This is a genomic window from Massilia sp. Masssp93 (assembly GCF_059491295.1).
On record NZ_CP168502.1, the window covers coordinates 1,286,515 to 1,311,118 of the forward strand.

The 24,604-nt window shown below is 67.0% G+C and carries 29 protein-coding genes; 14 read left to right on the top strand and 15 right to left on the bottom strand.

Annotation, left to right across the window (positions count from 1 at the left end):
- Nucleotides 1-96: 96 nt before the first annotated feature.
- From ACEN9Q_RS05580 to ACEN9Q_RS05590, 3 genes are all read right to left on the bottom strand, one after another.
- Nucleotides 97-1,137: an SDR family oxidoreductase gene (locus tag ACEN9Q_RS05580; protein WP_495627631.1), complete on the bottom strand. Its 1,041-nt coding sequence runs from the start codon at nucleotides 1,135-1,137 to the stop codon at nucleotides 97-99.
- A 30-nt stretch (nucleotides 1,138-1,167) separates the two neighbouring features.
- Nucleotides 1,168-2,226 carry an SDR family oxidoreductase gene (locus ACEN9Q_RS05585; RefSeq protein WP_495627632.1) on the bottom strand — a complete coding sequence of 353 codons (1,059 nt, stop codon included), beginning with the start codon at nucleotides 2,224-2,226 and terminating at the stop codon, nucleotides 1,168-1,170.
- Nucleotides 2,227-2,624: 398 nt separating this feature from the next.
- The gene (locus ACEN9Q_RS05590; protein ID WP_056447608.1) at nucleotides 2,625-2,837 is read right to left on the bottom strand and encodes a hypothetical protein; all 213 of its coding nucleotides are present in this window, start codon (nucleotides 2,835-2,837) and stop codon (nucleotides 2,625-2,627) included.
- Between the two features lie 176 nt (nucleotides 2,838-3,013).
- Between ACEN9Q_RS05590 and ACEN9Q_RS05595 the strand changes: the two genes are divergently transcribed.
- From ACEN9Q_RS05595 to ACEN9Q_RS05605, 3 genes are read left to right on the top strand one after another with little or no spacing between them, the layout of a single operon-like run.
- The gene (locus tag ACEN9Q_RS05595) at nucleotides 3,014-3,769 is read left to right on the top strand and encodes a phosphatase PAP2 family protein (protein ID WP_056447610.1); all 756 of its coding nucleotides are present in this window, start codon (nucleotides 3,014-3,016) and stop codon (nucleotides 3,767-3,769) included.
- Entirely contained in the window at nucleotides 3,766-4,680 is a 915-nt protein-coding gene (locus ACEN9Q_RS05600; protein ID WP_082548259.1) for a diacylglycerol/lipid kinase family protein, read from the top strand. Before ACEN9Q_RS05595 ends, ACEN9Q_RS05600 begins: the two co-directional genes overlap by 4 nt.
- A gap of 15 nt (nucleotides 4,681-4,695) precedes the next feature.
- Nucleotides 4,696-5,532, top strand: a complete 837-nt coding sequence (locus tag ACEN9Q_RS05605; protein WP_495627633.1) for a metallophosphoesterase family protein — start codon at nucleotides 4,696-4,698, stop codon at nucleotides 5,530-5,532.
- A 234-nt stretch (nucleotides 5,533-5,766) separates the two neighbouring features.
- On the opposite strand, the gene cls is transcribed toward ACEN9Q_RS05605, so the two are convergent.
- Both cls and ACEN9Q_RS05615 read right to left on the bottom strand, forming a co-directional pair.
- The gene (gene cls, locus ACEN9Q_RS05610; RefSeq protein WP_495627634.1) at nucleotides 5,767-7,170 is read right to left on the bottom strand and encodes a cardiolipin synthase; all 1,404 of its coding nucleotides are present in this window, start codon (nucleotides 7,168-7,170) and stop codon (nucleotides 5,767-5,769) included.
- Nucleotides 7,167-9,302 (bottom strand): site-specific recombinase, encoded by a 2,136-nt coding sequence (locus ACEN9Q_RS05615; protein WP_495627635.1) that lies wholly within the window; start codon nucleotides 9,300-9,302, stop codon nucleotides 7,167-7,169. The genes cls and ACEN9Q_RS05615 overlap by 4 nt, the downstream gene beginning before the upstream one ends.
- A 125-nt stretch (nucleotides 9,303-9,427) precedes the next feature.
- Between ACEN9Q_RS05615 and ACEN9Q_RS05620 the strand changes: the two genes are divergently transcribed.
- The gene (locus ACEN9Q_RS05620) at nucleotides 9,428-10,264 is read left to right on the top strand and encodes a branched-chain amino acid aminotransferase (RefSeq protein ID WP_056447614.1); all 837 of its coding nucleotides are present in this window, start codon (nucleotides 9,428-9,430) and stop codon (nucleotides 10,262-10,264) included.
- A gap of 121 nt (nucleotides 10,265-10,385) precedes the next feature.
- On the opposite strand, the gene ACEN9Q_RS05625 is transcribed toward ACEN9Q_RS05620, so the two are convergent.
- The 6 genes from ACEN9Q_RS05625 to ACEN9Q_RS05650 all read right to left on the bottom strand — a co-directional run bounded on the left by ACEN9Q_RS05625 (nucleotide 10,386) and on the right by ACEN9Q_RS05650 (nucleotide 13,967).
- Entirely contained in the window at nucleotides 10,386-10,946 is a 561-nt protein-coding gene (locus ACEN9Q_RS05625; protein WP_495627636.1) for a DUF3617 domain-containing protein, read from the bottom strand.
- A 30-nt stretch (nucleotides 10,947-10,976) separates the two neighbouring features.
- Nucleotides 10,977-11,573 (bottom strand): NUDIX domain-containing protein, encoded by a 597-nt coding sequence (locus tag ACEN9Q_RS05630; RefSeq protein WP_495627637.1) that lies wholly within the window; start codon nucleotides 11,571-11,573, stop codon nucleotides 10,977-10,979.
- A 76-nt stretch (nucleotides 11,574-11,649) separates the two neighbouring features.
- Entirely contained in the window at nucleotides 11,650-12,321 is a 672-nt protein-coding gene (locus ACEN9Q_RS05635) for a YiaD family glycine zipper/OmpA-like lipoprotein (RefSeq protein WP_200958422.1), read from the bottom strand.
- 132 nt (nucleotides 12,322-12,453) lie between these two features.
- On the bottom strand, nucleotides 12,454-12,600 hold the full coding sequence (locus tag ACEN9Q_RS05640) for a lmo0937 family membrane protein (RefSeq protein WP_157202169.1): 147 nt from the start codon (nucleotides 12,598-12,600) through the stop codon (nucleotides 12,454-12,456).
- A 98-nt stretch (nucleotides 12,601-12,698) separates the two neighbouring features.
- Nucleotides 12,699-12,929, bottom strand: a complete 231-nt coding sequence (locus ACEN9Q_RS05645; protein WP_495627638.1) for a hypothetical protein — start codon at nucleotides 12,927-12,929, stop codon at nucleotides 12,699-12,701.
- A 231-nt stretch (nucleotides 12,930-13,160) separates the two neighbouring features.
- Complete coding sequence (locus ACEN9Q_RS05650) at nucleotides 13,161-13,967, bottom strand: glycine zipper 2TM domain-containing protein (protein WP_495627639.1); 807 nt, start codon at nucleotides 13,965-13,967, stop codon at nucleotides 13,161-13,163.
- A 241-nt stretch (nucleotides 13,968-14,208) separates the two neighbouring features.
- On the opposite strand from ACEN9Q_RS05650, the gene ACEN9Q_RS05655 reads away from it, so the two are divergent.
- Nucleotides 14,209-14,940: a Crp/Fnr family transcriptional regulator gene (locus tag ACEN9Q_RS05655; RefSeq protein WP_056450965.1), complete on the top strand. Its 732-nt coding sequence runs from the start codon at nucleotides 14,209-14,211 to the stop codon at nucleotides 14,938-14,940.
- 342 nt (nucleotides 14,941-15,282) lie between these two features.
- Here the strand turns inward: ACEN9Q_RS05655 and ACEN9Q_RS05660 are convergent, their stop codons facing one another.
- The 3 genes from ACEN9Q_RS05660 to ACEN9Q_RS05670 all read right to left on the bottom strand — a co-directional run bounded on the left by ACEN9Q_RS05660 (nucleotide 15,283) and on the right by ACEN9Q_RS05670 (nucleotide 18,055).
- Nucleotides 15,283-15,504: a YMGG-like glycine zipper-containing protein gene (locus ACEN9Q_RS05660; RefSeq protein WP_056450720.1), complete on the bottom strand. Its 222-nt coding sequence runs from the start codon at nucleotides 15,502-15,504 to the stop codon at nucleotides 15,283-15,285.
- Nucleotides 15,505-15,554: 50 nt separating this feature from the next.
- Nucleotides 15,555-15,884, bottom strand: a complete 330-nt coding sequence (locus ACEN9Q_RS05665; RefSeq protein ID WP_056450726.1) for a BON domain-containing protein — start codon at nucleotides 15,882-15,884, stop codon at nucleotides 15,555-15,557.
- Between the two features lie 119 nt (nucleotides 15,885-16,003).
- The gene (locus ACEN9Q_RS05670; protein WP_495627640.1) at nucleotides 16,004-18,055 is read right to left on the bottom strand and encodes an AsmA family protein; all 2,052 of its coding nucleotides are present in this window, start codon (nucleotides 18,053-18,055) and stop codon (nucleotides 16,004-16,006) included.
- A gap of 194 nt (nucleotides 18,056-18,249) precedes the next feature.
- On the opposite strand from ACEN9Q_RS05670, the gene ACEN9Q_RS05675 reads away from it, so the two are divergent.
- The 6 genes from ACEN9Q_RS05675 to ACEN9Q_RS05700 all read left to right on the top strand — a co-directional run bounded on the left by ACEN9Q_RS05675 (nucleotide 18,250) and on the right by ACEN9Q_RS05700 (nucleotide 21,383).
- Nucleotides 18,250-18,642, top strand: coding sequence for a DUF4398 domain-containing protein (locus ACEN9Q_RS05675; RefSeq protein ID WP_056450732.1), 393 nt, complete (start codon nucleotides 18,250-18,252; stop codon nucleotides 18,640-18,642).
- 77 nt (nucleotides 18,643-18,719) lie between these two features.
- A complete protein-coding gene (locus ACEN9Q_RS05680; protein ID WP_495627641.1) occupies nucleotides 18,720-19,643 on the top strand; it encodes an OmpA family protein in 924 nt (307 codons plus the stop codon).
- Nucleotides 19,644-19,680: 37 nt separating this feature from the next.
- A complete protein-coding gene (locus tag ACEN9Q_RS05685) occupies nucleotides 19,681-20,217 on the top strand; it encodes a ferritin-like domain-containing protein (protein WP_056450739.1) in 537 nt (178 codons plus the stop codon).
- Nucleotides 20,218-20,253: 36 nt separating this feature from the next.
- A complete protein-coding gene (locus ACEN9Q_RS05690) occupies nucleotides 20,254-20,595 on the top strand; it encodes a DUF883 family protein (protein ID WP_082548410.1) in 342 nt (113 codons plus the stop codon).
- Between the two features lie 18 nt (nucleotides 20,596-20,613).
- Nucleotides 20,614-21,000: a phage holin family protein gene (locus ACEN9Q_RS05695; protein ID WP_056450742.1), complete on the top strand. Its 387-nt coding sequence runs from the start codon at nucleotides 20,614-20,616 to the stop codon at nucleotides 20,998-21,000.
- A 17-nt stretch (nucleotides 21,001-21,017) separates the two neighbouring features.
- Complete coding sequence (locus ACEN9Q_RS05700) at nucleotides 21,018-21,383, top strand: hypothetical protein (protein ID WP_056450745.1); 366 nt, start codon at nucleotides 21,018-21,020, stop codon at nucleotides 21,381-21,383.
- A 201-nt stretch (nucleotides 21,384-21,584) separates the two neighbouring features.
- Here the strand turns inward: ACEN9Q_RS05700 and ACEN9Q_RS05705 are convergent, their stop codons facing one another.
- Nucleotides 21,585-22,049 (bottom strand): outer membrane lipoprotein, encoded by a 465-nt coding sequence (locus ACEN9Q_RS05705; protein ID WP_056450748.1) that lies wholly within the window; start codon nucleotides 22,047-22,049, stop codon nucleotides 21,585-21,587.
- A 198-nt stretch (nucleotides 22,050-22,247) separates the two neighbouring features.
- Here ACEN9Q_RS05705 and ACEN9Q_RS05710 point away from each other — a divergent pair, with 198 nt between their 5' ends.
- The 3 genes from ACEN9Q_RS05710 to ACEN9Q_RS05720 all read left to right on the top strand — a co-directional run bounded on the left by ACEN9Q_RS05710 (nucleotide 22,248) and on the right by ACEN9Q_RS05720 (nucleotide 24,578).
- A complete protein-coding gene (locus tag ACEN9Q_RS05710) occupies nucleotides 22,248-22,796 on the top strand; it encodes a hypothetical protein (protein ID WP_056450751.1) in 549 nt (182 codons plus the stop codon).
- 65 nt (nucleotides 22,797-22,861) lie between these two features.
- The gene (locus tag ACEN9Q_RS05715; RefSeq protein ID WP_056450754.1) at nucleotides 22,862-23,176 is read left to right on the top strand and encodes a BON domain-containing protein; all 315 of its coding nucleotides are present in this window, start codon (nucleotides 22,862-22,864) and stop codon (nucleotides 23,174-23,176) included.
- A 127-nt stretch (nucleotides 23,177-23,303) separates the two neighbouring features.
- On the top strand, nucleotides 23,304-24,578 hold the full coding sequence (locus ACEN9Q_RS05720) for an AI-2E family transporter (RefSeq protein ID WP_082548412.1): 1,275 nt from the start codon (nucleotides 23,304-23,306) through the stop codon (nucleotides 24,576-24,578).
- Nucleotides 24,579-24,604 lie beyond the last annotated feature (26 nt).

Genomic DNA, 24,604 nt, shown 5'->3' on the forward strand with positions numbered 1-24,604 from the left:
CATGGCCGCGAGGCTCATCCAGCCGTAGGGCGGGCACCCCGTGCCCGCCAAATGCATGCGTCACGGCGGCGCGGACGTGGGCACGGGGTGCCCACCCTACGACGCATGCCACGCCGTCCGCTGCCACGGCTTGCGCGTCAGCGCCCAGGCCGCCAGCAGCGCGCCGCCCAGCAGCACGGTCTTGGTGGACTTTGATCGCATCTCGAACGATGTGTACGGGCTCCGTTCGACGACGAGGTGGTCGCTGTCGTTGCGCTGGCGGAGTTCCTGCGCGGCGTCCGGCCGGTACAGGGTGTCGCGGCGCGCGCTCGAATTCGGGCGGTCGGATTGCTGCTGGCTGAACATCGTTCTGCCCATGAAGCGGTCGAGCGCGCGCGGCATCAGGTAGCCCGCCAGCGACGTCAGCTTCGAATGGCCACCCACATACAGGTCGCGTTCGGGCACCTGGGCTGCGTGCACGATGGCCTGCGCCACCAGCTCTGGCGCGTAGTTCGGCGGGGGCAGGTCGGGCTCGTGTTCCATATAGCTCTTGGCGTGGTTCGGGAACGGCGTGGCGATGGCGGACGGCTTGATCACGGTGAGCGAGATGCCCGCGTCTTCCTTGTCCAGCTCCATGCGCAGCGATTCCGTGAACGCCTTGATCGCGTGCTTGGACGCGGAATACGTACCCTGCAGCGGCACGGCGCGGTCCGACACTTCGCTGCCGAGGTTGATGAGGGCGCCGCCGCCGCGTCCCTTCATCAGCCTGACGGCTTCCAGCGAGCCGTGCACGACGCCCCAGAAATTTGTCTGCATGACCTTGCGCATGTCTTCCAGCGCGATGTCTTCGTTCCTGCCGTACACGCTGATGCCCGCATTGTTGACCCACGTGTCGACGCGGCCGAAGCGCTCCATCGCTTGCTGGCCGATGCGCGCCACGTCGGCAGGGTTGCCGACGTCGGCCGTGACGGTTGCCACTTCCATGCCGCGCTGGCGCATTTCGTGCGCGAGGGTGTCGAGGGCGTCGGCGTCGCGCGCCGCCAGCACGAGCCGTGCGCCGCCTTCGGCCGCCATGCGGGCGGTGGCCAGGCCGATGCCGCTCGTCGCACCCGTGATCACCATCACCTGTTCATCCAGTTTTTTCAGCTTGAGGGACATGATGCCTCCTTGTCGATCGATGACGGAGATTCACAGCGCCTGGCGCAGGCGGCTCGCGGACCACGTGCGCGCGGCCGGACGTCCCGCCAGCTTCCACGCGGCGTACAGGGCGCCGGCGCCCAGCAGCGCGCCCATCACCTTGCCCTTGCGCAGCGACAGCGCCGTGTACGGGCACGTCTCGATCACGTGCGCGGAGATGCCCTGGCGTTCGCGCAGTTCGTGCTGCGGGTTCGGCTCGTGCAGCGCATCGCCGCGGTTCGGCGCGCTGGTCGCGTCCGACTGCTGCTGCTTGAACATCGTCGCGCGCAGGTAGCGGTCGAGCACGGCGGGCAGCGCGAAGCTGCCGGCCGAGAGCGCCTTGGCCGCGCCGCCGACGAATACGTCGCGCCTGGGATGCTGGGCCGCGTACAGGATCGCCTTGGCCACGAGTTGCGGCGCGTAGACCGGCGGCGGCAGGCTCGGTTCCCTGTCCATGTAATTCTTGGCGTGGGCGACGAACATCGTGTCGACGGCGGCCGGCTTGACGAGCGTGACGGAGATCGGCGCCCTGTCTTTTTCCAGTTCGACGCGCAGCGAATCCGTGAACGCCTTCACGGCGTGTTTCGATGCGGCGTAGATGCCTTGCAGGGGGATGGAATGGTCGGACAGTTCGCTGCCCAGGTTGATGATGGTGCCGCCGCCGCGCGCTTTCATGTGCTTGACGGCTTCCAGCGAGCCGTGCACGACGCCCCAGTAATTGGTGTCGAACAGGCGCTGCATGTCGTCCAGCGACACGTCTTCGTTGCGGCCGAAGATCGAGATGCCGGCGTTGTTGATCCACGTGTCGATGCGGCCGAAGCGTTCCATCGCGGCGTGGCCGATGCGTTCGACGTCGGCCGGGTTGCCGACGTCGGCGACGACGGTCGCGACTTGCGTGCCGGTGCGGCGCAGCTCGCTTGCCAGCTGGTCGAGCGCGTCGGCGCTGCGCGCGGCGAGGACCAGCTTGGCGCATTGCTCGGCGGCCATGCGCGCCGTCGTGAGGCCGATGCCGCTCGTGGCGCCGGTAATGACCATCACCTGCTCGTTAATCTTGCGTAGTTGCAGTGCCATGAATGCTCCTTCTCTCGGTTGGAGAACGGACGCCGCATTCCGCGGCATGCGGATTCCGGAGGCCCGCTCAATGCGTACGGTCGATACGATGACCGATCACGACAATCGTGGTCGCACGGCAGAATTCAAGACGTTTTTACAAGGTGGGGCGAGGAGCAGGGTTTGCAAGGTCGATAACGACGCCGCGCGGCGCACCCTTTCGGGGGCCGCCGCCAGTTGTGCGCGATAAGGCCGCGTTCGCTGATAGCATCGATGTCATACGCGAGCTTTTATTGAACATCGTTTTCTTTCGACCGCGTGCCCGGAAGACGGCGCCGGTTTTCGGGCAGCGACCAGTGAGAGACGACAGGCGCCGGCCCCGCGAAAGACAACGAATCAAAACGATGATGCTTATGGATTCAATGCGCCTTGGACAGGATCAGCAGCCAGCGGCGCAGCAGCAGCACTTCCACGTGGCCCGGTTCGACGCCGGTATCGCACTCGATGATCGGGTTGACCGGGTAGAAGCGCTTGCGGAAGTCGCGCGTCACCAGCACTTCGCGGCGACCAAGGCGCAGCAGGAAAGGCGTCGGAGCGTATTCAAGGCCGAAGGAGCTGTTCAGAGTAGTCATGACGATCCCTTAATCGAGTTAATTTGCGAATCAGGTTGGGCTGTTCTGGGCAAGTTGTCTTGCTCGAGTAGGTACAGAATAGCACAACTACTGTATGAATCCACAGTTACTGTACAAAAAACCAGTTATTGCATATTTGTGTGGTTTTTTCGCCAATACACCCCATCTGGAGCGGCATGTTGAATACCGTTCCGTCACGCCTCTCGCGCTTCCTCGCCGCCCGCCTGTCGCCCGAGGGCGAGCTGGGCCTGCACCTGACCGTCGGCCTCGCGCTGCTGCTGGCGGCCGCCTGGATCTTCGGCGCGATCGCCGCGGACGTCGTGCATGGTGCCACCATCACGCGCGTCGACGTGCGGCTCGCCCACTGGTTCCACGAGCGCGCCACGCCCGGCTTCACGCGCGCCATGCTGTTCGTCACGCACTGGAACGGCCTCGCCGGTTCCAGCGTCATGGGCGCGCTGCTGGCCCTGTGGTTCTGGCGCCGCCGCGCGCGTTACTGGCTGATCGCCTGCCTCATCGCCGTGCCGGGCGGCATGCTGCTGAACGTCGCGCTCAAGCACGTGTTCCGGCGCGTGCGCCCGTCCTTCGACGACCCGCTGCTGAGCCTGCTCACCTACAGCTTCCCCAGCGGCCACACGGCGGCGGCCACGGTGTTCTACGGCCTGCTCGCGTGCTACCTCGTGCGCCGCGTGCACGCGTGGCGCGCGCGCGTGCTCGTCGTGACGGCAGCCGGCGCGATGGTGGCGCTCGTCGCGCTGTCGCGCATGTACCTGGGCGTGCACTACCTGTCCGACGTGCTGGCTGCGGCGGCCGAGGGTGCGGCGTGGCTGGCCATCTGCATCACGGCCGTCTCCACCCTGCACCGGCGCCGGCTGGCGCGGGGAGAGACATCGTGGAGCGAGCGTACCCATGCGGCGGAGGACCTCGGATGAAGCCCGTGACCGTGATCGTCAACGCCGGCGCCGGCACCGGGCACGACGAGGCGGCGTGCGACACGCTCAAGACGCAACTAACCGACGCGGGACTGGATGCCGAACTGGTCCTGGCCGATGGCGGCGAACGGATGATCGCCACGGCGCGCCGCGCGCTGGAGCAGGGCGCGCGCCTCGTGGCGGCCGGCGGCGGCGACGGCACGATCAATGCGGTGGCCTCGGTGATGGTCGACAGCGGCGTGCCGTTCGGCGTGCTGCCGCTCGGCACGCTGAACCATTTCGCCAAGGACCTCGGCATCCCGCTCGACCTCGATGCGGCCGTGCGCAACCTGGCGACGGGCCGGCCGGTGCAAGTCGACGTGGGCGAGGTGAACGGCCGCATCTTCCTGAACAATTCGAGCCTCGGCCTGTATCCGGACATCGTGCGCGACCGCGAGAAGCAGCAGCGCCGCCTCGGCCGCGGCAAGTGGCCGGCGGCCGTCTGGGCGGCGCTGGCCGCGCTGCGCCGCTATCCGTTCCTGTCGATGCGCCTCGACGTGAACGGCGAGCGCCTGGCGCGGCGCACGCCGTTCGTCTTCATCGGCAACAATGCCTACACGATGGAAGGCTTGTCGATCGGCGAGCGGGCGCGCCTGGACGAAGGCGTGCTGAGCCTGTACATGGCCCAGCATCCCACCCGCCTGGGCCTGCTGCGCTTCGCCGTTGACGCGCTGCGCGGCCGCCTCGGCGAGGCGCGCGACTTCGACGTGCTGACGGCGCCCGGGTTCGACATCGACACGCACCGCCGCCATCTGCTCGTGGCGACGGACGGCGAGGTGACGGAAATGCGTCCGCCGCTGCACTACCGGATGCGGCCTGGCGCACTGACGGTGCTCGTGCCGCCGGTACAAAATGGCGCCAACGATCGCTAACGGAAAGGGAAGCCCATGCGTACACTCGTCCATCTGTCCGACCTGCATTTCGGCCGGGTCGACCCCGTGCTGCTCGATCCGCTGCGCGAACTGGTCCACAAGCTCGCGCCCGACGTCGTCGTCGTCTCGGGCGACCTGACGCAGCGGGCCAAGAGCGAGCAGTTCGAGGAGGCGAAGGCCTGGCTCGACACCTTGCCGGGCCCGCAGATCATCGTGCCGGGCAACCACGACATTTCGCTGTACAACGTGTTCCGCCGGTTCCTGTTGCCGCTCGACCGCTACAAGCGCTACATCACGGACGACCTCGACCCCGTCCATATCGACGACGAGATCGCCGTGCTGGGCGTGAACACGGCGCGTTCGCTCACGTTCAAGGACGGCCGCGTGAACCGCGAGCAGGTGGAAAAGATCCGCGCGACCTTGTCCGGCCTCCCGCCCGGCGTCACGCGCGTCGTCGTCACGCACCACCCGTTCGACCTGCCCAAGGGCGTGGAAGAAGGCGACCTGGTCGACCGCGCGCACATGGCGATGGACGTGTTCGCGGAACTGGGCGTGGACCTCTTGATGGCCGGCCACCTGCACATGAGCCACGCGGGCAATACGCAGGCGCGCTACAAGATCAGCGAGTACGCCGCGCTCGTCGTGCAGGCCGGCACGGCGACGTCCACGCGCGGGCGGGGCGAGGTGAATTCGTTCAACGTGATCCGCATCGAGCCGCTGCGCATCGAAGTCGACCGTTATGGCTGGGACAGCGTGCACAACCAGTTCCAGTTGCTCGCCACCGAAAAATTCATGCGCAGCGGGAACATCTGGGCCGAGGTTGCGGATGGGATGATGGCGGCGGGGATCTAGCCACGTGCGCGGATCAACGCCGTCGCCTCGGACATATCGACATCGTCCCCGCGCGCATATCAACGTCGTCCCCGCGCGCATATCTACGTCGTCCCTGCGCGCATATCAACGTCGTCCCCGCGCAGGCGGGGATCCAATTTTGCGTCCCGGGCCGCTCGAACTTGGGTTCCCGCCTGCGCGGGAACGACGACGTGAGTAGTCGGATCACTTGACGCGGGCGGCCCGCGCGTCCACTCAAATCCAGTATTCCCCCAACCGCGACATCCATTCCTTGATCCGGTCCGACCACGGCCGGTGCCGCCACCGTTCGAGCAGGACTTCCTTCGAGTCGCGCAAATCCTCGTTGAACGCGCTTTCCATCGCGGTGCCGAATGCCGGGTCCATCACGACGACGTTCAGTTCGTAGTTGTGGATGAAGCTGCGCCGGTCGATGTTGGCCGAGCCGATCGTCGACCAGCCGCCGTCGATCACGGCCGTCTTGGCGTGCAGCACGGCGATCTGCAGCTCGAAGATGTGCACGCCGCCGGCCAGCAGCGGGTCGTAGAACGCCTGGCCCGCATACCGGATCAGGCCGTGGTCCGACACGCCGGGCAGCACGAGCTTCACGTCCACCCCGCGTTTCGCCGCCGCGATCAGGGCGTCGACGATCTGCTGGTCGGGCACGAAATAGGCGGACGTGATGTGGATCGTCTTCTTCGCCTCGCTGATCGCGACGACGAGCGCCTTGTAGATGTCCGATTCGTGGTCCGGGCTTGAGGCGAGCACGCGGATGATCTTGTCGCCGGCGGGCGTCAAGGTCGGGAAATACTCGGCCTGCGGCAGTTCGCCGCCTTCCTGCTGCACCCACAGGTCGATGAACGACCATTGCAGCGGCGCGACGGCCGGGCCTTCGATCTTGACGTGGGTGTCGCGCCAGCCGACCTTGTCGCCGTCGACCTGGTCCGGCTTCCGGCGCGAGCGGAACAGCGAGCTGTTGGCATACGTGCTGCTGATGTTGATCCCGCCCGTGAACGCCACCTTGCCGTCGACGACCATCAGCTTGCGGTGGTTGCGGTTGTTCAGCTCCCACTTGCCGCGCGCCTTGGCCGGGTTGACGGGATTGAAGATCAGCACGCGGATGCCGGCCTGGCGCATGCGGTCGAAGAAGGCGGCCGGCGTCGCGAGGGCGCCGACGGCGTCGACCATCACGTTCACCGCCACGCCCTGGCGCTGCTTCTCGATCAGGACGTCGGCGAATTCGTTGCCGATCCTGTCCTGGTCGAAGATGTAGGTCTCGAGGTTGATGGAACTCGTGGCGACGCGCGCGGCGGCCATCATCTCGCGCATCGTCGCCGGGCCGTCGAACAGCAGGGTGACCTTGTTGCCCGCGATGAGCGGCACGCCCGTCGCCTGTTCTTCCAGCGCGGCCAGCGCCTTGAGGTTGCCGCTCGCATTGGCCCAGCGCCGCGCGACGAGGGCGGACGCCTTCTTGGGCGGCAACGTGCCCTTCGTCGTCGCGATCGTCGGCGTGGCCTTGGCCGCCGGCGCGGGATCGACGTCCGGCAGCGACTTGCACGCGACGACGCCGCAACACAGGCACAGGGCCAGGAGCCAGGCGAACGGGGACAGGCGGCGTGCGAAGCGCAGTGGGAATCTCATTTGAATCCTCGCGGGTTGGGGGCAAGCTGTGCCTCGTCGAGGTCACGCGGTCCGATGAAGAAATCGAGCGGCGCCGCGCGCAGGCGGCGGCCCAGCGCGTGCAGCAGCTTGAGCCCGTGGTGGAAGCGCACCTTGCGCGCCCTGAGCGCCACCCACAGCGCGAGGCCGAAGCTCACCAGCAGGTTGACCATGCCGATCAGGGCGATGCCGAGTAAGGTCACGGCGATCGTCTCCGGATCGAGCGGCTTCCCGAGGCCGACGATGCCGATGGCGAAGTTGGCGGACGAGAACGTCACGTGGCGCACGTCGAGCGGCAGGCCGAGGAGGAAGCCGGCGGTGGCCGTCGTGCCCATCAGCACGCCGAACACGAAGTTGCCCATCAGGCCGCCGAGGTTGTCCTCGACGTAGCGCGCGAAGCGGGCCCGCCGTTCCTCGCCGAGCAGGCGGCGCAGCCAGCGCAGCTGTTCGACCCGCCGGCCCATGCGCGTGTACAGCGCCTTGTTGTCGTAGTAGCCGGACACGAGGCCGGACACGAATAGCCACGCGCCCGCGATGGCCGCGTGCAGCAGCGCGAGCGAGTGCCACGGGTGGCTGTCCGCGATCAGGTGTTCCGCCTTGGCCGGCGTGACGAGGTGGGTGCCGAAGGCCCAGTACCACGCGAGGGCGATGATCCACGCGACCGGGATCACGGTCGCGAGGTTGCCCAGCACGGCGACGATCTGCGTGCGGAACACTTTGTTCACGAGGGCCGCCATGCTGTCGACGTCGACCTGGCGCCGGCTCTTGCCGCGCACGTTGCCCCGTTGCGCCGTGTCGTGCAACGCGGCGGCGATGCGCGCGGCCGTCATCGCCGGCTGCTTGGTGGCGATGGTGAAGTGCAGCACGTGCACGAGGATGAAGCCGGCGGCGTAGTTGAGGCTGTAGAACAGCGCCTCGATCAGCGGCGCGCGGTGCTGGTACGAGATCAGGATCTTGAAGAGTGCCATGAAGCCGATGACGATGCCGGCCCCGGCCGACGACGCGAACATGCCGCCCAGGTCGGCGCGCCGTTCGGCGATGTAGTGCTCGCCCGTGCGGCTCGCGTTTTCCGTCACGTTGCGGGCCAGCAGGTCGATGTTGTCGCGCAGCAGGCCGCGCACTTCGTATTTCGTGTTGTGCGCCTCGGCCAGTTCCTGCGCGAGGTCGACGGCGGCCGCGCGCCGCAGGCTCGTCGGCGGCGCCGAGGCCGGCGTCGCCTCGTTCGCGAGCGCCTCCACGTCGATCGTCGGCGCGGACGGCAGCTCGCCGCTCGTATCGACGAGGAACAAGAGCTTCCTCAGGCGGTCGATGCTCTGCGTCAGCGCGACGAGCAGGTAGGTCAGCGCGACGCTCGTGCCCGAGGCGAGGGCCTTGCTGCGGATCTTGAGCACGACGTCTTCGCACTGGTCCAGCATCACGAGCAGGTGGCGTGCGTCTTCCATCGTGTCGACCTCGCCCGCGGTCAGGCGGCCGTAGTCGTCGAGGTATTTGTTCGCCTCGATGTTTTGCATGAGGAAGGGCGAATCGACTTCCTCGATCTCCATGTGGGCGTGGATCAGGCGCGGCTCCAGGCCCAGCGCGCAGACGCGGCAGGACAGCGTCCGGATCGCGTCGAGCAGGCCGGCCAGCACGACCTGGCGCGCGCGGGCGGGTTCGGCGGGTTCGTCCATGGCGCCGTCCGGCGGCGCGGCAGCGGCCACGACGTCGAACATCTCGAGCCAGTCGGCGGTCGGCACGGCGCGGATCCACTGATAATCGTCGTCGCGGCACAGGACCTTGTCGAGCGTGTCCGACAGGTACAGCTCGTCCAGCGCGGGCGGCAGGATGCGGTAGGCGATGCGCTTTTTCAGTTCGGTGAAAAAGCCGTCGTTCGACAGGATGCCGACGTCGGAATACAGGCTCGTGTGGCGGCGCGTTTCGAGCAGGGTGGTCAGGTAGCGGCGCAGGGTCCAGGCCTGGCCGGGATGGCCTTTCAGGAGCTGGGCCAGCGTGCGCACCTGGGCGATCGCGTCGCCGTGGTCGCGCGCGCGGCGCGGGCGCAGCTGGTCGACCAGGTCGACGAGGAGGTCGATGCGGTCGCTGTCGGGATCGAGGCGTTCGAGAATCGGGAGCATGGAAAACATTCGCGGCATGGAAATGTCAGTGTACGCGTGGATACCCCCGGCCACTGTACGCTGACGAACCGAGCGGACCGGGCCTGCGTTACACTGGATGCGTGACGTCATCGCGAGGGGAGAACATGTACCTGACTTACTACAAGGGACAATGGGCCGAAGGGAATACGCCGCTGCTCGGCGCGATGGATCACAGCGTGTGGCTGGGTTCGTCGGTCTTCGATGGCGCGCGTGCGCTGCGCGGCCACCTGCCGGACCTGCGGCCGCACCTGGAGCGCGTGATCGCGTCGGCCGAGAAGGTGGGCCTGCGCTGCCCGCTGGGCGTCGACGAGATGGAGGCGCTGGTGCGTGAAGGCGTCGCGCGCTTTCCGGCGGATGCGGAGCTGTACATCCGTCCGCTCGTGTTCGCTTCCGAAGGTTTCCTCATCCCCACGCCGGAAGCGGCCGGCTTCGCGCTGACCCTGTTCGACGCGCCGCTGCCGCCGTTCGCCGGCTTTTCCGCCTGCCTGTCGCCGCTGCTCCGCCCGGAACCCACGATGGCCCCGACGGACGCCAAGGCGTCCGCGCTGTACGCCAACACGGCACGCGCGCTGCGCGCCGCGAAGGCACGCGGCTTCGACAACGCCGTCCTGCTGGACGCGGCGGGCAACGTGGCGGAGTTCGCGACGTCGAACCTGTTCATGGTGGCGGCCGACGGCGCAGTCGTCACGCCGGCGCTGAACGGCACCTTCCTGGCCGGCATCACCCGCGCCCGCGTGATCGCGCTGCTGGCCGGGGCCGGCGTGAACGTGGTCGAGCGCACCGTCCGGCCGGAAGAGCTGGAAACGGCGCGCGAGATCTTCAGCACCGGCAACTACGGCAAGGTCACGCCGTGCACGCGCTACGAAGCCCGCGACCTGCCCGCGGGGCCGCTGGCCCAACGGGCGCGCGAGCTGTACCTCGCCTACACCGAGACGACCTGAGTCGACAATTCGGGGTCAGAGCCCGGTTTTGGGCAAGTTGTCTGGGGCAAAACCAGCGCGGCGCGTCGACAATAAAAAGCCAGGCACGCGGCCTGGCCGGACGTCCCGCCGGGGGCCGCCGCTATTTTGCCCGCGGGACGGCGATCGGACGGACGTTGCCGCAGTCGGCCGCCAGCCATTTGCCCGTCACGTCCATGTCGACGACCTGGTTGCGCCCCTGTTCGTCGCTCCTGATCTTCATGCGGGCGCGGTAGCGCGTGTCGCCGTCCGACGTGACGTCGCCTTCGCCGCTCACGCGCGGCTTCGTGCAGGTAAAGGCGATGTGGCCGCGGGTGGCCGACTGCTGGGTGAACGTCTGCTTGCAGTCGCCCTGCTGGACGGGGAATTCCTTGCGCTCGGCCATGTCGCGCGTCATGCACAGCTGCGTCTGCAGCGCGCCGCCCGCGCCGATGTCGAGCTGCACGCCGTTCTGCTGCATCATCTGCTGCATCTGCCGGCGCTGCTCGGGCGACATGCTGGCCATCTGCTGCTGCATGGCGGCCATCGCTTGCGCCACCGCCGGATCGCTCGACGTGACCTGGTTCGACAGCGACCACAGGCCCGGCTTCATGGTCTGGGCGCCGGCGGGGAGCGCCGCGCAGGCGCAGGCCAGCAGGAGGGTGAGGGCAATGTTTTTGTTCATCGTCATGGGTTCCTTGTCATCGATGCGCGATCACGACGCTTCGCCGTGCCGCCCCAGCACCTTGCGCTCCAGGTACATCAGCAGCAGCACCGTCTTGGCGTCGACGATGTCGCCCGTTTCGACCATGGCGAGCGCGTCGTCGAAATCCAGTTCCACGACCTCGATGTCCTCGCCTTCCCCGGCATTGCCGCCGCCGCCGTCGCGGCGCCGCTCGCGCTCGTACTCGGCGACGAACAGGTGGACGCGTTCCGTGGTCGAGGCCGGACTGGCATACAGCTGCAGCGCCGGTTGCACGCGCTCGATGTCGTAGCCGGTTTCCTCGCGCGCCTCGGCCAGCGCGCGCGTGGCTGGGTCGGCGCCGTCCAGCATGCCGGCCGCCGCTTCGAGCAGGAAGCCATCGTGGCCGGCCAGCCGCGCGCCGACGCGGAACTGGCGCGTCAGCACGACCGAGCGATGGGTACGGTTGTACAGCAGCACGGCGGCGCCGTCCGCGCTGTCGTAGACCTCGCGCGACTGCACCTGCAGGTCGCCGTCATGGCGGCGCAACGCGTAGGTGACGTTTTTCAGGGGCAGATAATGGTCCGAGAGAATTTCCTCGCGGACGATGCGCACCGTGTCGCTGGACATGGCATCTCCTGTGGTTGGCCTTGCCGGAGGATACACCGTGCGTCGTGAGATCCGGCGCGCACCTGCGCCGGCGCGCTCAGCCTTGCTGGGCGGGTTCGCCGACGAAGATTTCGACGCGGCGGTTGCGCGCGCGGCCGGCCGGATCGTCGTTCGAGGCAACGGGCTCGCGGGCAGCGCGGCCTTCGACCGTGATGCGGGCCGGATTCACGCCGCGCGCCGTCAGGTAGTCGCGCGTGTGGGCGGCGCGGTCGAGCGACAGCGGCTGGTTGATCTGGTCGCCGCCCGTGTTGTCCGTGTGGCCGATGATGGTCACGTTGGTGGCCGGATTCTCGTTCAGGGTGGCGGCGAAGCGGTCGAGGATGGGGCGGAAATTCGGCTTGATGTCGGAGCGGTTCGTGTCGAACGAGATGTCGCTCGGGATCTCCAGCTTGAGGCGGTTGTCGGACGTCTGCGAGACCTGCACGCCGGTGCCGCGCGTGGCCTGTTCCATCGCCTGGCGCTGCTGTTCCATGTGGCGCGACCAGACGTTGCCGGCGACGGCGCCCGCCGCCGCGCCCAGGATCGCGCCGCGCGTGGCCCGGCCGGAACCGCCGCCGCCCGTCGTGGCGCCGAGGATCGCGCCGAGGCCGGCACCGATGCCGGCGCCGCTGGCGGTGCCGCGCTGGGTCTGGTTCATGTCGGCACAGCCGGTGGCGGCCACGGCGAGGGCGGTGGCGCACAGGGTCGAACGGATCAGGGTTGTTTTCATGGGGAGTCTCCTTCAAAAAAAATATCCGTTTCGTGGTCGCACCCGCAGTAGCAGGCACGACCGCGAAACGGATCGGTCAGGACCGCACGTCGCTGCGGTTCGGCACGACGGTGCGTGCCTTCGTCGTGATGACTATATGCCTCGGCCACTGATCAGGCGCACCAGGATCATGATGACGGCGACGACCAGCAGGATATGGATGAAACCGCCGACGGTGTAGGAGGTTACCAGACCGACGAGCCACAGAATGATGAGAATGACGGCAATTGTATAGAGCATGATGATGTCCTCATGGTTGACGGCGGGAGGTTGACGGCTTGCTTGCCGTGTTTCCAGTATCGAACTATCGACCTCTGCGCTCCGTACGATGCCGTACATTACATCGCGCTTTTTTGCTCCTTGTGCAAGCCCGGGATCCAGCCCATGAAGCCGATCAGTCCCAGGAAGCCGATCAGGCAGGTCAGGAGGCCGCCCGTGATGAGGAAAAACACGTCCTGGGCCGCCAGGTCGGCCGTTGCGGCCTGCGGTGCCGGGCCCGCGCTGACCAGGCCGAAGCCCGTCAGGAGAAGTCCCCAGAGAATGATGCCGATCCATGCCACGCTGTTCATGTCACGTCCTTTCGCTTGAGTGTTCTCTGCCGTATGAAGCTGAGGTCGATTCTTATGTGCGCAGGCGAACTCATCCGTGCGCCAGCGCACATTGCGAAAAAGAAAACTTAGTGAGCGATCGTACAAGGTGCGATCCATGCGAGCCGGCACCCGTCTTCAACATAGCACGTCGGCCGTACAAAAACAAAACCGGGGCCGCAGCCCCGGTTCGTCGTGCACATGCTCCCCCGTTCAGGCGGACCGCAGCGTGCCCTTGACGATGCGCACGCGGTCGCCCGTGCGCCACGGCGGCACGCTGTGCTGGTGGAAGGTGCGCAGGGTGCCGTCGTCCAGGCGGACCCGGATTTCGTAGCTGGAGTCGGCCTTCATATTGCCTTCGACCTGGTTGCCGACGACGGCGCCGCCGACCGCGCCGGCGACGGTCGCCAGTTGCTGGCCGTGGCCGCCGCCCAGCTGATGGCCGAGCAGGCCGCCGAGGATGGCGCCGCCGGCCGCGCCCACGCCGCTGCCCTGGGCGCGCGTCTTGATCAGTCGGATCGATTCGATGTTGCCGCAGTTGCCGCACCAGTTCTCGCGGGTGTCGGCTTGCGCCACGCGGGTCGGTTTATGCACGGTCCGCGGTTCCACCGGCGCGGCGGCGTAATCGGTGCCGGCGCCGGTCGCTCCCTGGCTGCCGCTGTCGCCGTAGGCCTGGGCGCCCGCCGGTGCCGGATAGGTGGACGGTGCCGGCGCAGCATAGCCCGGCGCAGCGACGCCCGGGGCCGCCAGCGGTTGTGCCGCGAGCGGCGCGGCCGGTACGGTGGCGGGCGGCAAGGCATTGGGCGCCGCGTAACCCGGCTGGCCCGGCTGTTGCAGGCCGGCCGACAGGGCGGCGCGGTCGGCGTCGTTCAACTGGCCGCGGTTGCCGCCGGTCGACGTCGGCAACCAGCCCATGATGGCGGCCGTGCCGATGGCGCAGAACAGGATGATCGCGATCGCGGCGGCGATCAGCAGGGGGTGTTGCCTGGCCCTTGCGGGCGGGGTGGGGTGCGTTTCCATGGCTATCCTTTCCGGTGTCTGTGGGGACGGTGTGGGGCCGCAAGCCCCTGAGTCCGGTACGTTTCCATTGTCCCTGGCAACAACACCCCGTTCCGTGCGTCACCGTACATACTTGCCATGGCGTGGCCGGTAGGCTGACTGAAAGTTGTTTGCAAATGTTTCCGGACGGTGTAAATACCGCTGTTTTGTTTTCGAACCTCAGCCACCGTGTGAACCGATGAAGTCCAACCGCGAGGGTCCGATGAACTCAGCCGCTCCACCCGTGGTCGCCGAGCACAATGCCAACCTGTTGCTGGCCGCGTTGCCGCCGCAGGAACTGGCCCGGATGCTGCCCGCGCTCGACCAGGTGAAGGTGGACGTCGGCGCGGTCCTGTGCGAGCCGGGCGACGTCATCCGGCACATCTATTTTCCGCACGACTGCCTGATCTCGCTGATGGCCGTGGCCGAGGGCCGCATGACGCTCGAGGTCGGTCTCGTCGGCCGCGAAGGCATGCTGGGCGCCACGGTGGCCCTCGGCCACGACACGACCCAGGTGCGCGCCGTCGTGCAGCGCGCGGGCAGCGCGAGCCGCATCGAGGCCGCCCGCCTGCGCGCCGAATTCGCCCGCAATCCGGTCCTGCAGCGCGTGCTGTACCGCTACACCGATTCGCTGCTGGCCCAGGCCATCCAGATCGCCGTGTGCAGCCGCTACCACGTGCTGGAAGCGCGGCTGGCGCGCTCGCTGCTCGTCACGCGCGACCGCCTGCAATCCGACAAATTCCACCTGACCCACGAATTCCTCGCCCACGCGCTGGGCGTGCGCCGCGTGGGCGTCACCAAGGCCGCCAGCGCGTTGCAGCAGCAGGGGCTCATCAACTACAGCCGCGGGAATATCGAGATCCTCGACCCGGAACGGCTGGCCGCGGCGGCGTGCACCTGCTACGAGATCGTGCGCGAAGCGGGGGCGGGCGTGGGGGCGCCGGTGCTGGCCTGAGTCCTTTTGTCGGCATGTCGGCATCTCGGCATCGTGGGCGGGGGCCGCCCACCCTACGGTAATGCGTCAGCCTGTATGTCGTGGGCGAGGGCCGTGCGCCCTACGGTTGCGCATCCCCGATACGTGCGCGATTTTGCAACCTCTCCACGCGGTGATAGATTGTGCCAGCCGGCACGCGCATGATTTTGTCACCCGCCCCGATCACCGCGTCAAACGTGCTCACCCCGTAGAGTGGGCACCCCGTGCCCACGAAGCAGGTCCGGTCCGCAAACGTGTCCAGCGGCGACGACGAAAAAAACGCCCCGGCTCGCGGGGCGTCCTTCACTGCTGCGTCACACGTGCTCAGTGCGTCGACTTGACCTGATTGCCGATCACGCCGCCCACGGCTGCGCCGCCGACGGTGCCGACCGCGCTGCCGCCGGTCAGTGCGCCGCCGACCACTGCGCCGGCGCCGGCGCCGATGGCGGTGTTACGGTCCTGCGTCGACATGCCGGCGCAGCCGGACAGGCCCAGGGCCACGGTTGCCAGCGATGCGGTCACGATGATGTGCTTGATGGTTTTCATGATGATCTCCTTGAGGTGGGTTGCTTACGCTTCTTCACGGTTTCCAATGCTCACTTGAGGCGCAGCTCATTCCTGACCGATCTCACGCCCCTCACGGTGCGCGCGGCCGCGGCGGCCGCCGCCACGTCGTCTGCCGAGCTGACGAATCCGCTCAGCCTGACGACACCCTGGTCCGTGTCGACGTCGATCTCGTTTGCCTTCAGGCTGGCATCGCCGAGGAGGGCAGTCTTCACGCCGGCCGTGATGCGGGTGTCGTCGGTCTGCCGGACGGCCGCCGAGGGTGGCGCAGTCGCACATCCCGCGATCCCGCATAGTGCCAGGGCCGCCAGCAGTGCCGTTGCCGATGCTGCCGGGACCTTGCCAATACCGAAACGTTTCATTACGCCTGCGCTTCCTCGCGATGCCGGCCTGTGTTCGGGAACGACGCCGGCCTTACCATGACTCCAGCTTACATGTGCATCGCATAGCGCTCTGTACGACAAATAACACTGTGCCAGCCTCAACGCTTGGCGCTTTTGCCAGGCGGCGGTGCCACCGGCTTCGCACCCGCCTTCGCCAGCAGGGCGTTGCACGGGCTGTCCTTGCCCGGCCCCGTGTTGATCAGCGGAAGCAGGGCCGCGGCCGGTGCCGCGACGATCGCGAGCGCGGCTGCCGCGCCGCCCTTGAGCGCCAATACCTTCTTGTCGAGCGACAGGTCGGGATGCTTGAACGTGCCGCGCACGAAGAACGGCGTGCGCAAGGTGAACACGCGCAGCGCCTTCGTCTCCGGCTTGATGCGCAGGTTCAACTGCTCGGTCGACATATTGACCCAGCCATTGATGTCGACGATCGCGTCGTCCGTGTCGAGCACGAACGTGCGCGTGTTCGCCACGCCGTCCTTCACGCCGAGGTCGGCGGCGAGGCAGTTCAACTTGACCTCCTTGTCGCCGAACAGTTTTGTGATGATGACGTTGCCGACGTTCAGGCCCGCTTCCTCGAGCAGGAGCTTGCTGACGACGCCCTGGCTGACGAGGCCCTTCACTTCGCCGTTGGCGTCGGCCAGCATCGCGCCGACGGAGTCCCCGGTCGCCGTGAGCTTCGCTTCGCCATAGATCGAGCCGACGGTCGCCTGCATCTTTTCGATCTGCGGGAACAATTCCTTGATGTGGATGTCGCGCGCCTTGACGTCGGCCGTGGCCTTGATCGGATTGCCGGCGTCGCTGCCGTCGAGCTTGATGTTCGAGTTGACGTTGCCGCCGGCCATCGCGAAATCGAGGGGCTGCAGGGTCAGCACGCCGTCGTTCATCACGACGTGGCTCTGCAGCTTGCTGATCGGCAGGTCCTTGTCCTTGACGATGCGGTCGGCGGTGAAGCGCACGTCGGCATCCAGGACCTTCCAGCGCTCCGTATGGAATTTCTCGACGGGCAGGGCCTTGCCTTCCGGCTGCACGTCGGCGACGCCGCGCGCGCGCTTGCTCGCGTTGGAGTCGGCGCCGATCAGCGGGCCGAGGTCGGCGAAGCGCAGCTGGTGCGACACGACGTTGCCGGTCAGTTTGTTGCGCGGCTTGCCGGTCGCGAATTCGAGGCGGCCGGCGATGTCGGACTGGCCCACCTTGCCCTTGAACTTGTCGTAGACCCAGCGGCTCTTGTCCTTGCCCAGCTCGCCCGTCAGGTGGCCTTCCGTCGAGAACGCGGGCGTCTCCGGCAGCAGCACGCCGGTGAACGGATACAGCCGCGCCATCGACGGCGCCGCCAGCGTCAGGCGCAGGTCGATGCCGGCCAGGTGGGCGGGGCGCGTGACCGTCCCTTCGACCGCGATGCGGGTGTTGGCCGAGCGCACGTCGGCCTTGACGGGGAACGGCTCGTCCTGGTTGCGCAGCGACAGCACGGCGCCCGCCTTGCCGCCGCCGCCGACGGGCGCGCCGTTGTACTCGCCGCGCAGGGTCCAGGCGATGCCGTACGTGGGGTCGTTCGCGATCGTGTCGATGTCGGCCGTGACGTCGGCCTTGGTGACGGCGTCGATGACGTGCACGGTGCCCTTGTTCAGCACGACGCGCTCGAGGTCGAGCGTCCACTTCGATTTCTTTTGTTCGGGCTTGTACACCCAGTTGTAGTGCGTGGCGTCCGTGCGCAGCAGCTCGGCCTGCGGGCCGTCGAAGCGCAGCACCGGCACGTGGATCGTGTGGGCCAGCAGGCCGAACGGATCGAGCGAGAACGAGAACTGGCGCACGCTGGCCATGTCGCGCTGCGGCAGGCCGGCGGGGTTGCCCACGTGGACGTCGTCCGCATACAGGTGCGGCCACGGGATGTAATCGCGCCACGTGCGCTGGCCTTTCGGTATGCTGTCGGATGGACGCTCCCAATGCACGGCAAGGTTGCCGCGGATGGCGAACGGGCGCTCGATCGCGTCGCTGACCTTGTCGTCGAGCCAGGGTTTGATGCGGTTCCAGTCGAACGTGAGCAGGATGATGATGGCGATGACGGGGATCGCCACCAGCACGCCGACGATGCCGAGGGTGATCTTGACCGGACGCGACATGTGCGCGCCGGGCTTGGGCTGTTGGGCTGTCATGGCCTTCCTTTTATTTGTTCTGGTGGGATGGGTTGATCGGAGATTATCGCAAAGGTCAGTCCGTCAATGTGCGGTGCCGCACCGTAGCCCGGCCGCAGGAAGGCCAAGGGAGTGTCTATGTGCGCCAGCGAACCGATCTCGGCGGGCTGGAGGGTTATAACGTTACCAACACTATTCAAGAATGGAGTCGCAAGATGGATACGAAATCGATGAACCTGCTGATGCGGGTCGGCGCGGCCGCCGCGGTACTTTCGCTGGCCGCCTGCGCCAGTCCGGAAAAGACCCCGGCCACGGCTGCCGTCGCGGTTTCGCACAATGCGGTCGAGAACGCCGTGTCGGCCGGCGCGCCGGAGCTGGCGCCGGTCGAGATCAACGCCGCGCGCGACAAGATGATGCGCGCCAACCAGGCGCTCGCCGCCAAGGATTACAAGACGGCGCGCGAACTGGCGGTCCAGGCCCAGGCCGACGCCAAGCTGGCGCAGAGCAAGGCCAATTCGGCCAAGGCCACGGCCGCCGCCGATGCGCTCAACGAGGACCTGCGCGTGCTGCGCCAGGAAGTCGACCGCGCCAATTCCGACCAGCACTGATCAGGGCAGTACTGCAGCTTCATCCGACGACAAGAACCGCGCCGTGAAGGCGCGCCAGACCGCAGAAAGGAAGCATCATGACATTGAAATTCCTGAAGGCCATCGTACTTGCCGGCACCGTCGCGCTGGCCGCGTGCAGCACCGTACCGACCACGACGCCCACGCTGGATGAAGCGCGTGCCGACTTCGTTGCCGCCAACAACAATCCGCAGGTCGCGACGTACGCGCCGATGGAATTCAAGCAGGCCGGCGAGGCGCTCGACCGCGCCAACCAGGCCGCCGCCCAGCGCGAGAGCCTCGACACGATCGACCGCCTGGCCTACGTCGCCAAGCAACGCATCGCCACGGCCCAGGAAGTGGCGAAGTCCAAGGCCGCGGAGGCCGAGGTCGCCAACGCGAGCCGCCAGCGCGACCGCGTGCAGCTGGAAGCCCGCACCGCCGAGGCCGACCGCGCCAAGCGCGACGCGGCCGCCGCCCAGGCACAGGCCGCCGCTGCCCAGGCGCAGGCCCAGGATGCCCAGCAGCAGGCCGCCGCGGCCCAGCAGCAGGCCGCCCAGCAGGCCGACCGCGCGGCGCACCTGGAAGCCCTGCTCGCCGAACTGCATGCGCAGAAGACCGACCGCGGCATGGTCGTCACGATCGGCGACGTGCTGTTCGCCACCGACCGCGCGGAACTGAACGCGAACGGCATGGCGAACGTGCGCAAGCTGGCCGAGATCATGATGCAGAACCCCGACCGCACCGTCATGGTCGAAGGATTTACCGACAGCACCGGCACCGCGGCCCATAACAAGGACCTGTCCGAGCGCCGCGCGGCGTCCGTGGCGCAGGCCCTGGCCAGCCTCGGCGTGCCGCGCGAACGCATCGGCATGCGCGGCTACGGCGAGGCCTTCCCGGTCGCGTCGAACGACACGGCATCCAACCGCCAGCTGAACCGCCGCGTGGAGATCGTGCTGTCGAACGAGGGCGCGACGATCCCGCCGCGAGCGGCGCAGCGCTGAAGCTTGAACCCACCACAGAAACGAGGATAGATTCATCATGGAACAGAACGCATCCAACCTGGCGCACGGCTTCGACATCGCGGAAATCCGCCGCGCGGCCGCCAATCTCGAGGACGGCGCCGTGACGGAAGGCTATGCGGCCGACCGCGAAGCCGTGATCGCGATGCTCAACGCCGCGCTCGCGACCGAGCTGCTGTGCGTGCTGCGCTACAAGCGCCATTACTTCACGGTCAGCGGTCCGAACACGGGCCACATCAAGGCCGAATTCCTCGAGCACGCGCAGCAGGAACAGGACCACGCCGACCGCATCGCCGAGCGCATCGTGCAGCTGAACGGCTCGCCGAATTTCAATCCGGCCACGCTGACCCAGCGCAGCCATGCGGAGTACGACGATTCGGACGACGTGCAGGCGATGATCCGCGCCGACCTGATCGCCGAGCGCGTGGCGATCGAATCGTACCGGCAGATGATCCAGGCCATCGGCGACAGCGATCCGACCACCAAGATCATGCTGACCGAGATCCTGGCCGTCGAGGAAGAGCACGCCGACGACATGCGCGACCTGCTGGCCTGAACTTTTTACCTACCCACCAATAACAAGGAGCACATCATGCTGGATACCATCAGCCGCGCCAACGGCAACGCATCGGCCGTCAACGGCGCCGCGAAAGACACCTCGGGCGACATGAAAGCGCTCGTCAAGGACGCCCAGTCGCTGCTGAGCGCCGCCGCCTCCCTCACGGGCAACAAGGCCGACGAACTGCGCGAGCGCGGCATGGAACTGCTGGACGAGGCGCTGGGCAAGGCCAGCAAATACCAGGGTCAAGCCATGGTCAAGGGCAAGGAACTGGCGCATACGGCCGATGTCTATGTGAAGGACAACCCATGGCGCACCGTGGCCGTGGCGGCCGGCGTCGGTCTGCTGCTGGGTGTCATTCTGGGCCGCAAATAATAACGGTCGGGGGCAGCCATGGATAACAACGAAACCGTCGTGCATAGCCCCGGCCTCATGGGTGGGATCACGGGCCTGGCCAGGAACCTGTTCGGCCTCGTGGTGTCGCGCGTGGAACTCGCCGCGCTCGAGCTGTCGGAAGTGCGCAATCACGTGATCGAACTCGTGGCCATCTTCGCGCTGGCCGCCCTCGCCACGTGGTTCGCGCTGGCCTACGGCACCGCCATGATCGTGGCCCTAGCCTGGGACGAAATGGGGTGGAAGATCCTGCTCGTCATGTTCGCCGTGTTCGCCGTGATCACCCTGATCCTCGTGATGAAGGGACTCTCGCTGCTCAAGCAGGGCAAGCTGGCGTTCCCGGAGACCATGAAGGAATTGCGCAACGACCGCGACATGCTGATGTAAGCAGAAAGGATCACGACATGGAAAAGACGATAGGCCATCACACGCAAGGCTCCCACGAGGAGCGCAAGCGGGCCCTGTTGCGCGACGGCGAGTTCTTCCGCACGGGCGTCGCCCACGCACGCGCGCAGATCAAGCACGCGGCCCGTCCCGAGGTGATGCTGCACTCGGCCATCGACCACGCGACCTGGGCGCTGCGTACCCGGGCCGACGCGCTGCTCAAGCCGACCGGCACGAGCATCTCGGTGATGGCGCCGTACGCCTTGACCGTGCTGGGCTTCATCCGCAAGCGCAAGCTCGGCAAGCCGGCGCTGGGCGTCGCCGTCATCCTGGGCGCGCTCGGTTGGTACTTGCAGCGCAAACGCGCGCAGCAAGTGGCATACTAGGGACAACGCGTCGACATCGACCCCGAGTCGTTGCCGATCACGAATATGGTGGGGCTTGAGCGGCGTCGCAATCATTGATTGGACGCCGTCTTTTTATGTGCGCCGTGGTTGTCGGAACACTGCGGAACACTTCGGATCGCGCGGCCACGAAAAAGCCGGCTCGCGCCGGCTGGACAGGATGGCTGCGCTGCCGGAAGACACTCAGTAACGATAGACGCGCCCGTCGACGATACGCACACGGTTGCCCACGCGCAGGTCGTACACATTGTCCTGGACGACGGTGCGGTATTCGCCATTGTCGAGGCGGACATTGACTGAGTACATCTGCTGGCCTTCCGGATTGCGATTCGCCTCCACGCGGTTGCCGATCGCCGCGCCCGCTACGCCGCCGGCCACGGTGGCCGCGGTACGGCCGCCGCCGCTGCCGACCTGGTTGCCCGCCAGCGCACCGACGAGGCCGCCGACGATCGCCCCGGCGCCGCTCGTGCGGGCTTCGCCGGTACTCACCTGGATCGATTCGATCGTGCCGTAGCCCGTCGAAGCCGTGTTGTCGTAGCCGCTGCGGTAGCCGTCATTGGCGTACGAGGGCTGGGACGACTGGCTGGCGCAGCCACCGAGGAGCGCACTGGCCGCGACGAGGGCGGCAAGGGTACGAGTAGCTTTCATGACTTATTCTCCTGGCAAAAAATGTAGGATCAGATTACGCAGTCATGTGTAACGGGTCTGTGCGATGACGCACCCACTTCCCGGCCATGGACCGACGCGTTTTCACCATCTCCTTTCCTGTGTTCGTCAGCGAACAGAAATCGTCGTTACGGCAGAGTAAAACGTTAACAGGACATCGAACAAGAGTGGAGATAAAAAATGCGCGCACCACACATGATCCTGTTGTTGGCGGCCGCCTTGATGTGGGCAGTTGGACATGTCCACGCGGCGACGCCGGAAGCCAAGCTGGCCTACCAGCAGGCACGCGACGCGGCGGCGGCCGACTACAAGACCGCACGCGCCCGTTGCGATGCCATCACGGGCAATCCGAAAGACGTCTGCGTGCTCGAGGCGAAAGCCGCGCGCGTGCATGCCGAGGAAGAAGCGCGGGCCCGGTACGAAGACACGTTGAAGGCATACACCCGGGCGCGCATGCGCATCGCCTCCGCGAACTACGACGCCGACAAGGCGCGCTGCGCCGGCCTCACGGGCAACCCGAAGGATGTCTGCCAGGAACAGGCCAAGGCCCGCCTCGTCGCGGCCCAGGCCGATGCCAAGGCCGACCAGAAGACGATCGAAGCGCGCAACCAGGCGCGCGACGACAAGGTGGCGGCCGCGTATCGCGTCGCCATGGAGAAATGCGACGCCTTCGCGGGCGCCGCCAAGGATCAATGCGTCTCGGCCGCGAAGGCCGAGTTCGGTAAATAAGCGGGCCATCCGCACCTCGCTCGTCAAGAGCACAACCAAGTACCACCACTAACAAGGAGTTCATCATGAACGTCAGCAAACGCATCGCCACCGCTCTGTTCACCGCCACCGTCGCGTTCACCGTCGTCGGCTGCTCGTCGACCCCGGCCCACGAAAGCACCGGCGAATACGTCGACGACGCCGCCATCACGGCGAAGGTCAAGGCCGCGATCTTCAACGAGCCGACCCTGAAGTCCACCGAGATCAACGTCGAGACCTACAAGGGCGACGTGCAGCTGTCGGGCTTCGTGGCCCAGCCGCAGGATGCGCAGAAGGCTGCCGACGTGGCGCGTGGCGTGAAGGGTGTGTCGTCGGTCAAGAACGACATCCGCGTAAAATAAAATCATCGGGACGGCCGGTCGACGGCCGGCCCGACGGTAGTTCGATCGCCGCACCATGCGGCATCCGCCAGGGCAGTGCGCTGGCCGGCGGATGCCCGGGATCGGCTGTTTTCTTCAGGCAGGTATCATGCAGCTCGCCCAATCCGGCCCCGCTACGTCCGGGGCATCCGACACCATCGTTCCGGTTGCCGTACCGGCCACCGACATGGAACAGGCGGCGCGTGAAGCCGGCCTCGTGAACGATGCCGGCGCGCCGACCGGCGACGAGCTCGGTGCCGTCCACGGCGAACTGCGCCTGCCTGTCCATGTGAATGCGCGCGGTCTCACGCTCGGCGTGATCGCGACCGTCGCCTTCGTCTTCGGCCTGCAGTGGGCCAAGAATTTCTTCGTGCCGCTCCTGCTCGGCATCTTCATCGCCTACACCCTGAGCCCCGTCGTGCGCTGGCTGGAACGCTGGCACATCAGGCGCGCCATCGGCGCCACCGCCGTCACCGCCCTGATCCTCGTCGGCATGGCCCTGACCGCGCAACGGGTGCAGGGCGAATTCCTGAACATCGTCGATGAACTGCCGACGCTGACGCACAAGGTCACGCGCATCCTCACGGACGGGTCGGACGGCCCGTCGACGATCCAGCAGGTGCAGGCCGCCGCGGCCGAGCTCGAGCAGGCCGCGGCCAATGCGGGCGGCGGCGCGAAACGGGCAGCGCCGCCGCGCCGCGCAGCGGCCGCCACGCCGACGCCGGGCGGCAGCAATTTCCGCGTCATGGACTGGCTGCTGGCCGGGTCCGTCGGACTCGCCAGCTTCATCTCGCAGGCCACGATGGTCGTGTTCCTCGTGTTCTTCCTGCTGCTCGCGGGCGACACGTTCAAGCGCAAGCTCGTCAAGCTGACGGGGCCGTCGCTGACGCAGAAAAAGGTCACGGTGCACATCCTCGAAGACATCAACACGTCGATCCAGAACTATATGTTCATGCTGCTCGTCACGAACGTCCTGCTGGCCCTGCTGATGTGGGCGGCGTTGCGCGCCATCGGCCTGGAAAACGCGGGCGCGTGGGCGATCTTCGCCGGCGTGGCGCACATCATGCCTTACTTCGGCCCGCTGCTGATCACGTCGGTCACGGGCCTCGTCGCGTTTTTTCAGTTCGAATCGCTGCGCATGGTGATCCTCGTGGCCGGTGCCTCGCTGGCGCTCGCGACGCTTGTCGGCATGGTCGTCACGACCTGGATGACGGGCAAGATCGCGAAGATGAACCCGGCCGCCGTCTTCGTCAGCCTGCTGTTCTGGGGCTGGCTGTGGGGCATGTGGGGATTGCTGCTCGGCGTGCCCGTCGTCGTCGTGATCAAGGTCGTGGCCGAGCGTGTCGAGGGGATGGAAGTCATCGCCGAACTGCTCGGCGAATAGGTGCGTGCGCGGCTCGGTTGCCGCGC

What these genes read in the sequence shown, in the direction of transcription:
- ACEN9Q_RS05665 (WP_056450726.1), bottom strand. Translation starts at nt 15,884, where the DNA reads ATGAAACGTTTCGGTATTGGCAAGGTCCCGGCAGCATCGGCAACGGCA.
- ACEN9Q_RS05695 (WP_056450742.1), top strand. Translation starts at nt 20,614, where the DNA reads ATGGATAACAACGAAACCGTCGTGCATAGCCCCGGCCTCATGGGTGGG.
- ACEN9Q_RS05650 (WP_495627639.1), bottom strand. Translation starts at nt 13,967, where the DNA reads ATGGAAACGCACCCCACCCCGCCCGCAAGGGCCAGGCAACACCCCCTG.
- ACEN9Q_RS05685 (WP_056450739.1), top strand. Translation starts at nt 19,681, where the DNA reads ATGGAACAGAACGCATCCAACCTGGCGCACGGCTTCGACATCGCGGAA.
- ACEN9Q_RS05600 (WP_082548259.1), top strand. Translation starts at nt 3,766, where the DNA reads ATGAAGCCCGTGACCGTGATCGTCAACGCCGGCGCCGGCACCGGGCAC.
- ACEN9Q_RS05700 (WP_056450745.1), top strand. Translation starts at nt 21,018, where the DNA reads ATGGAAAAGACGATAGGCCATCACACGCAAGGCTCCCACGAGGAGCGC.
- ACEN9Q_RS05615 (WP_495627635.1), bottom strand. Translation starts at nt 9,302, where the DNA reads ATGCTCCCGATTCTCGAACGCCTCGATCCCGACAGCGACCGCATCGAC.
- ACEN9Q_RS05630 (WP_495627637.1), bottom strand. Translation starts at nt 11,573, where the DNA reads ATGTCCAGCGACACGGTGCGCATCGTCCGCGAGGAAATTCTCTCGGAC.
- ACEN9Q_RS05590 (WP_056447608.1), bottom strand. Translation starts at nt 2,837, where the DNA reads ATGACTACTCTGAACAGCTCCTTCGGCCTTGAATACGCTCCGACGCCT.
- ACEN9Q_RS05645 (WP_495627638.1), bottom strand. Translation starts at nt 12,929, where the DNA reads ATGAACAGCGTGGCATGGATCGGCATCATTCTCTGGGGACTTCTCCTG.
- ACEN9Q_RS05715 (WP_056450754.1), top strand. Translation starts at nt 22,862, where the DNA reads ATGAACGTCAGCAAACGCATCGCCACCGCTCTGTTCACCGCCACCGTC.
- ACEN9Q_RS05585 (WP_495627632.1), bottom strand. Translation starts at nt 2,226, where the DNA reads ATGGCACTGCAACTACGCAAGATTAACGAGCAGGTGATGGTCATTACC.
- ACEN9Q_RS05680 (WP_495627641.1), top strand. Translation starts at nt 18,720, where the DNA reads ATGACATTGAAATTCCTGAAGGCCATCGTACTTGCCGGCACCGTCGCG.
- ACEN9Q_RS05640 (WP_157202169.1), bottom strand. Translation starts at nt 12,600, where the DNA reads ATGCTCTATACAATTGCCGTCATTCTCATCATTCTGTGGCTCGTCGGT.
- ACEN9Q_RS05720 (WP_082548412.1), top strand. Translation starts at nt 23,304, where the DNA reads ATGCAGCTCGCCCAATCCGGCCCCGCTACGTCCGGGGCATCCGACACC.
- ACEN9Q_RS05580 (WP_495627631.1), bottom strand. Translation starts at nt 1,137, where the DNA reads ATGTCCCTCAAGCTGAAAAAACTGGATGAACAGGTGATGGTGATCACG.
- ACEN9Q_RS05710 (WP_056450751.1), top strand. Translation starts at nt 22,248, where the DNA reads ATGCGCGCACCACACATGATCCTGTTGTTGGCGGCCGCCTTGATGTGG.
- ACEN9Q_RS05675 (WP_056450732.1), top strand. Translation starts at nt 18,250, where the DNA reads ATGGATACGAAATCGATGAACCTGCTGATGCGGGTCGGCGCGGCCGCC.
- ACEN9Q_RS05655 (WP_056450965.1), top strand. Translation starts at nt 14,209, where the DNA reads ATGAACTCAGCCGCTCCACCCGTGGTCGCCGAGCACAATGCCAACCTG.
- ACEN9Q_RS05690 (WP_082548410.1), top strand. Translation starts at nt 20,254, where the DNA reads ATGCTGGATACCATCAGCCGCGCCAACGGCAACGCATCGGCCGTCAAC.
- ACEN9Q_RS05605 (WP_495627633.1), top strand. Translation starts at nt 4,696, where the DNA reads ATGCGTACACTCGTCCATCTGTCCGACCTGCATTTCGGCCGGGTCGAC.
- cls (WP_495627634.1), bottom strand. Translation starts at nt 7,170, where the DNA reads ATGAGATTCCCACTGCGCTTCGCACGCCGCCTGTCCCCGTTCGCCTGG.
- ACEN9Q_RS05620 (WP_056447614.1), top strand. Translation starts at nt 9,428, where the DNA reads ATGTACCTGACTTACTACAAGGGACAATGGGCCGAAGGGAATACGCCG.
- ACEN9Q_RS05595 (WP_056447610.1), top strand. Translation starts at nt 3,014, where the DNA reads ATGTTGAATACCGTTCCGTCACGCCTCTCGCGCTTCCTCGCCGCCCGC.
- ACEN9Q_RS05635 (WP_200958422.1), bottom strand. Translation starts at nt 12,321, where the DNA reads ATGAAAACAACCCTGATCCGTTCGACCCTGTGCGCCACCGCCCTCGCC.
- ACEN9Q_RS05670 (WP_495627640.1), bottom strand. Translation starts at nt 18,055, where the DNA reads ATGACAGCCCAACAGCCCAAGCCCGGCGCGCACATGTCGCGTCCGGTC.
- ACEN9Q_RS05705 (WP_056450748.1), bottom strand. Translation starts at nt 22,049, where the DNA reads ATGAAAGCTACTCGTACCCTTGCCGCCCTCGTCGCGGCCAGTGCGCTC.
- ACEN9Q_RS05660 (WP_056450720.1), bottom strand. Translation starts at nt 15,504, where the DNA reads ATGAAAACCATCAAGCACATCATCGTGACCGCATCGCTGGCAACCGTG.
- ACEN9Q_RS05625 (WP_495627636.1), bottom strand. Translation starts at nt 10,946, where the DNA reads ATGAACAAAAACATTGCCCTCACCCTCCTGCTGGCCTGCGCCTGCGCG.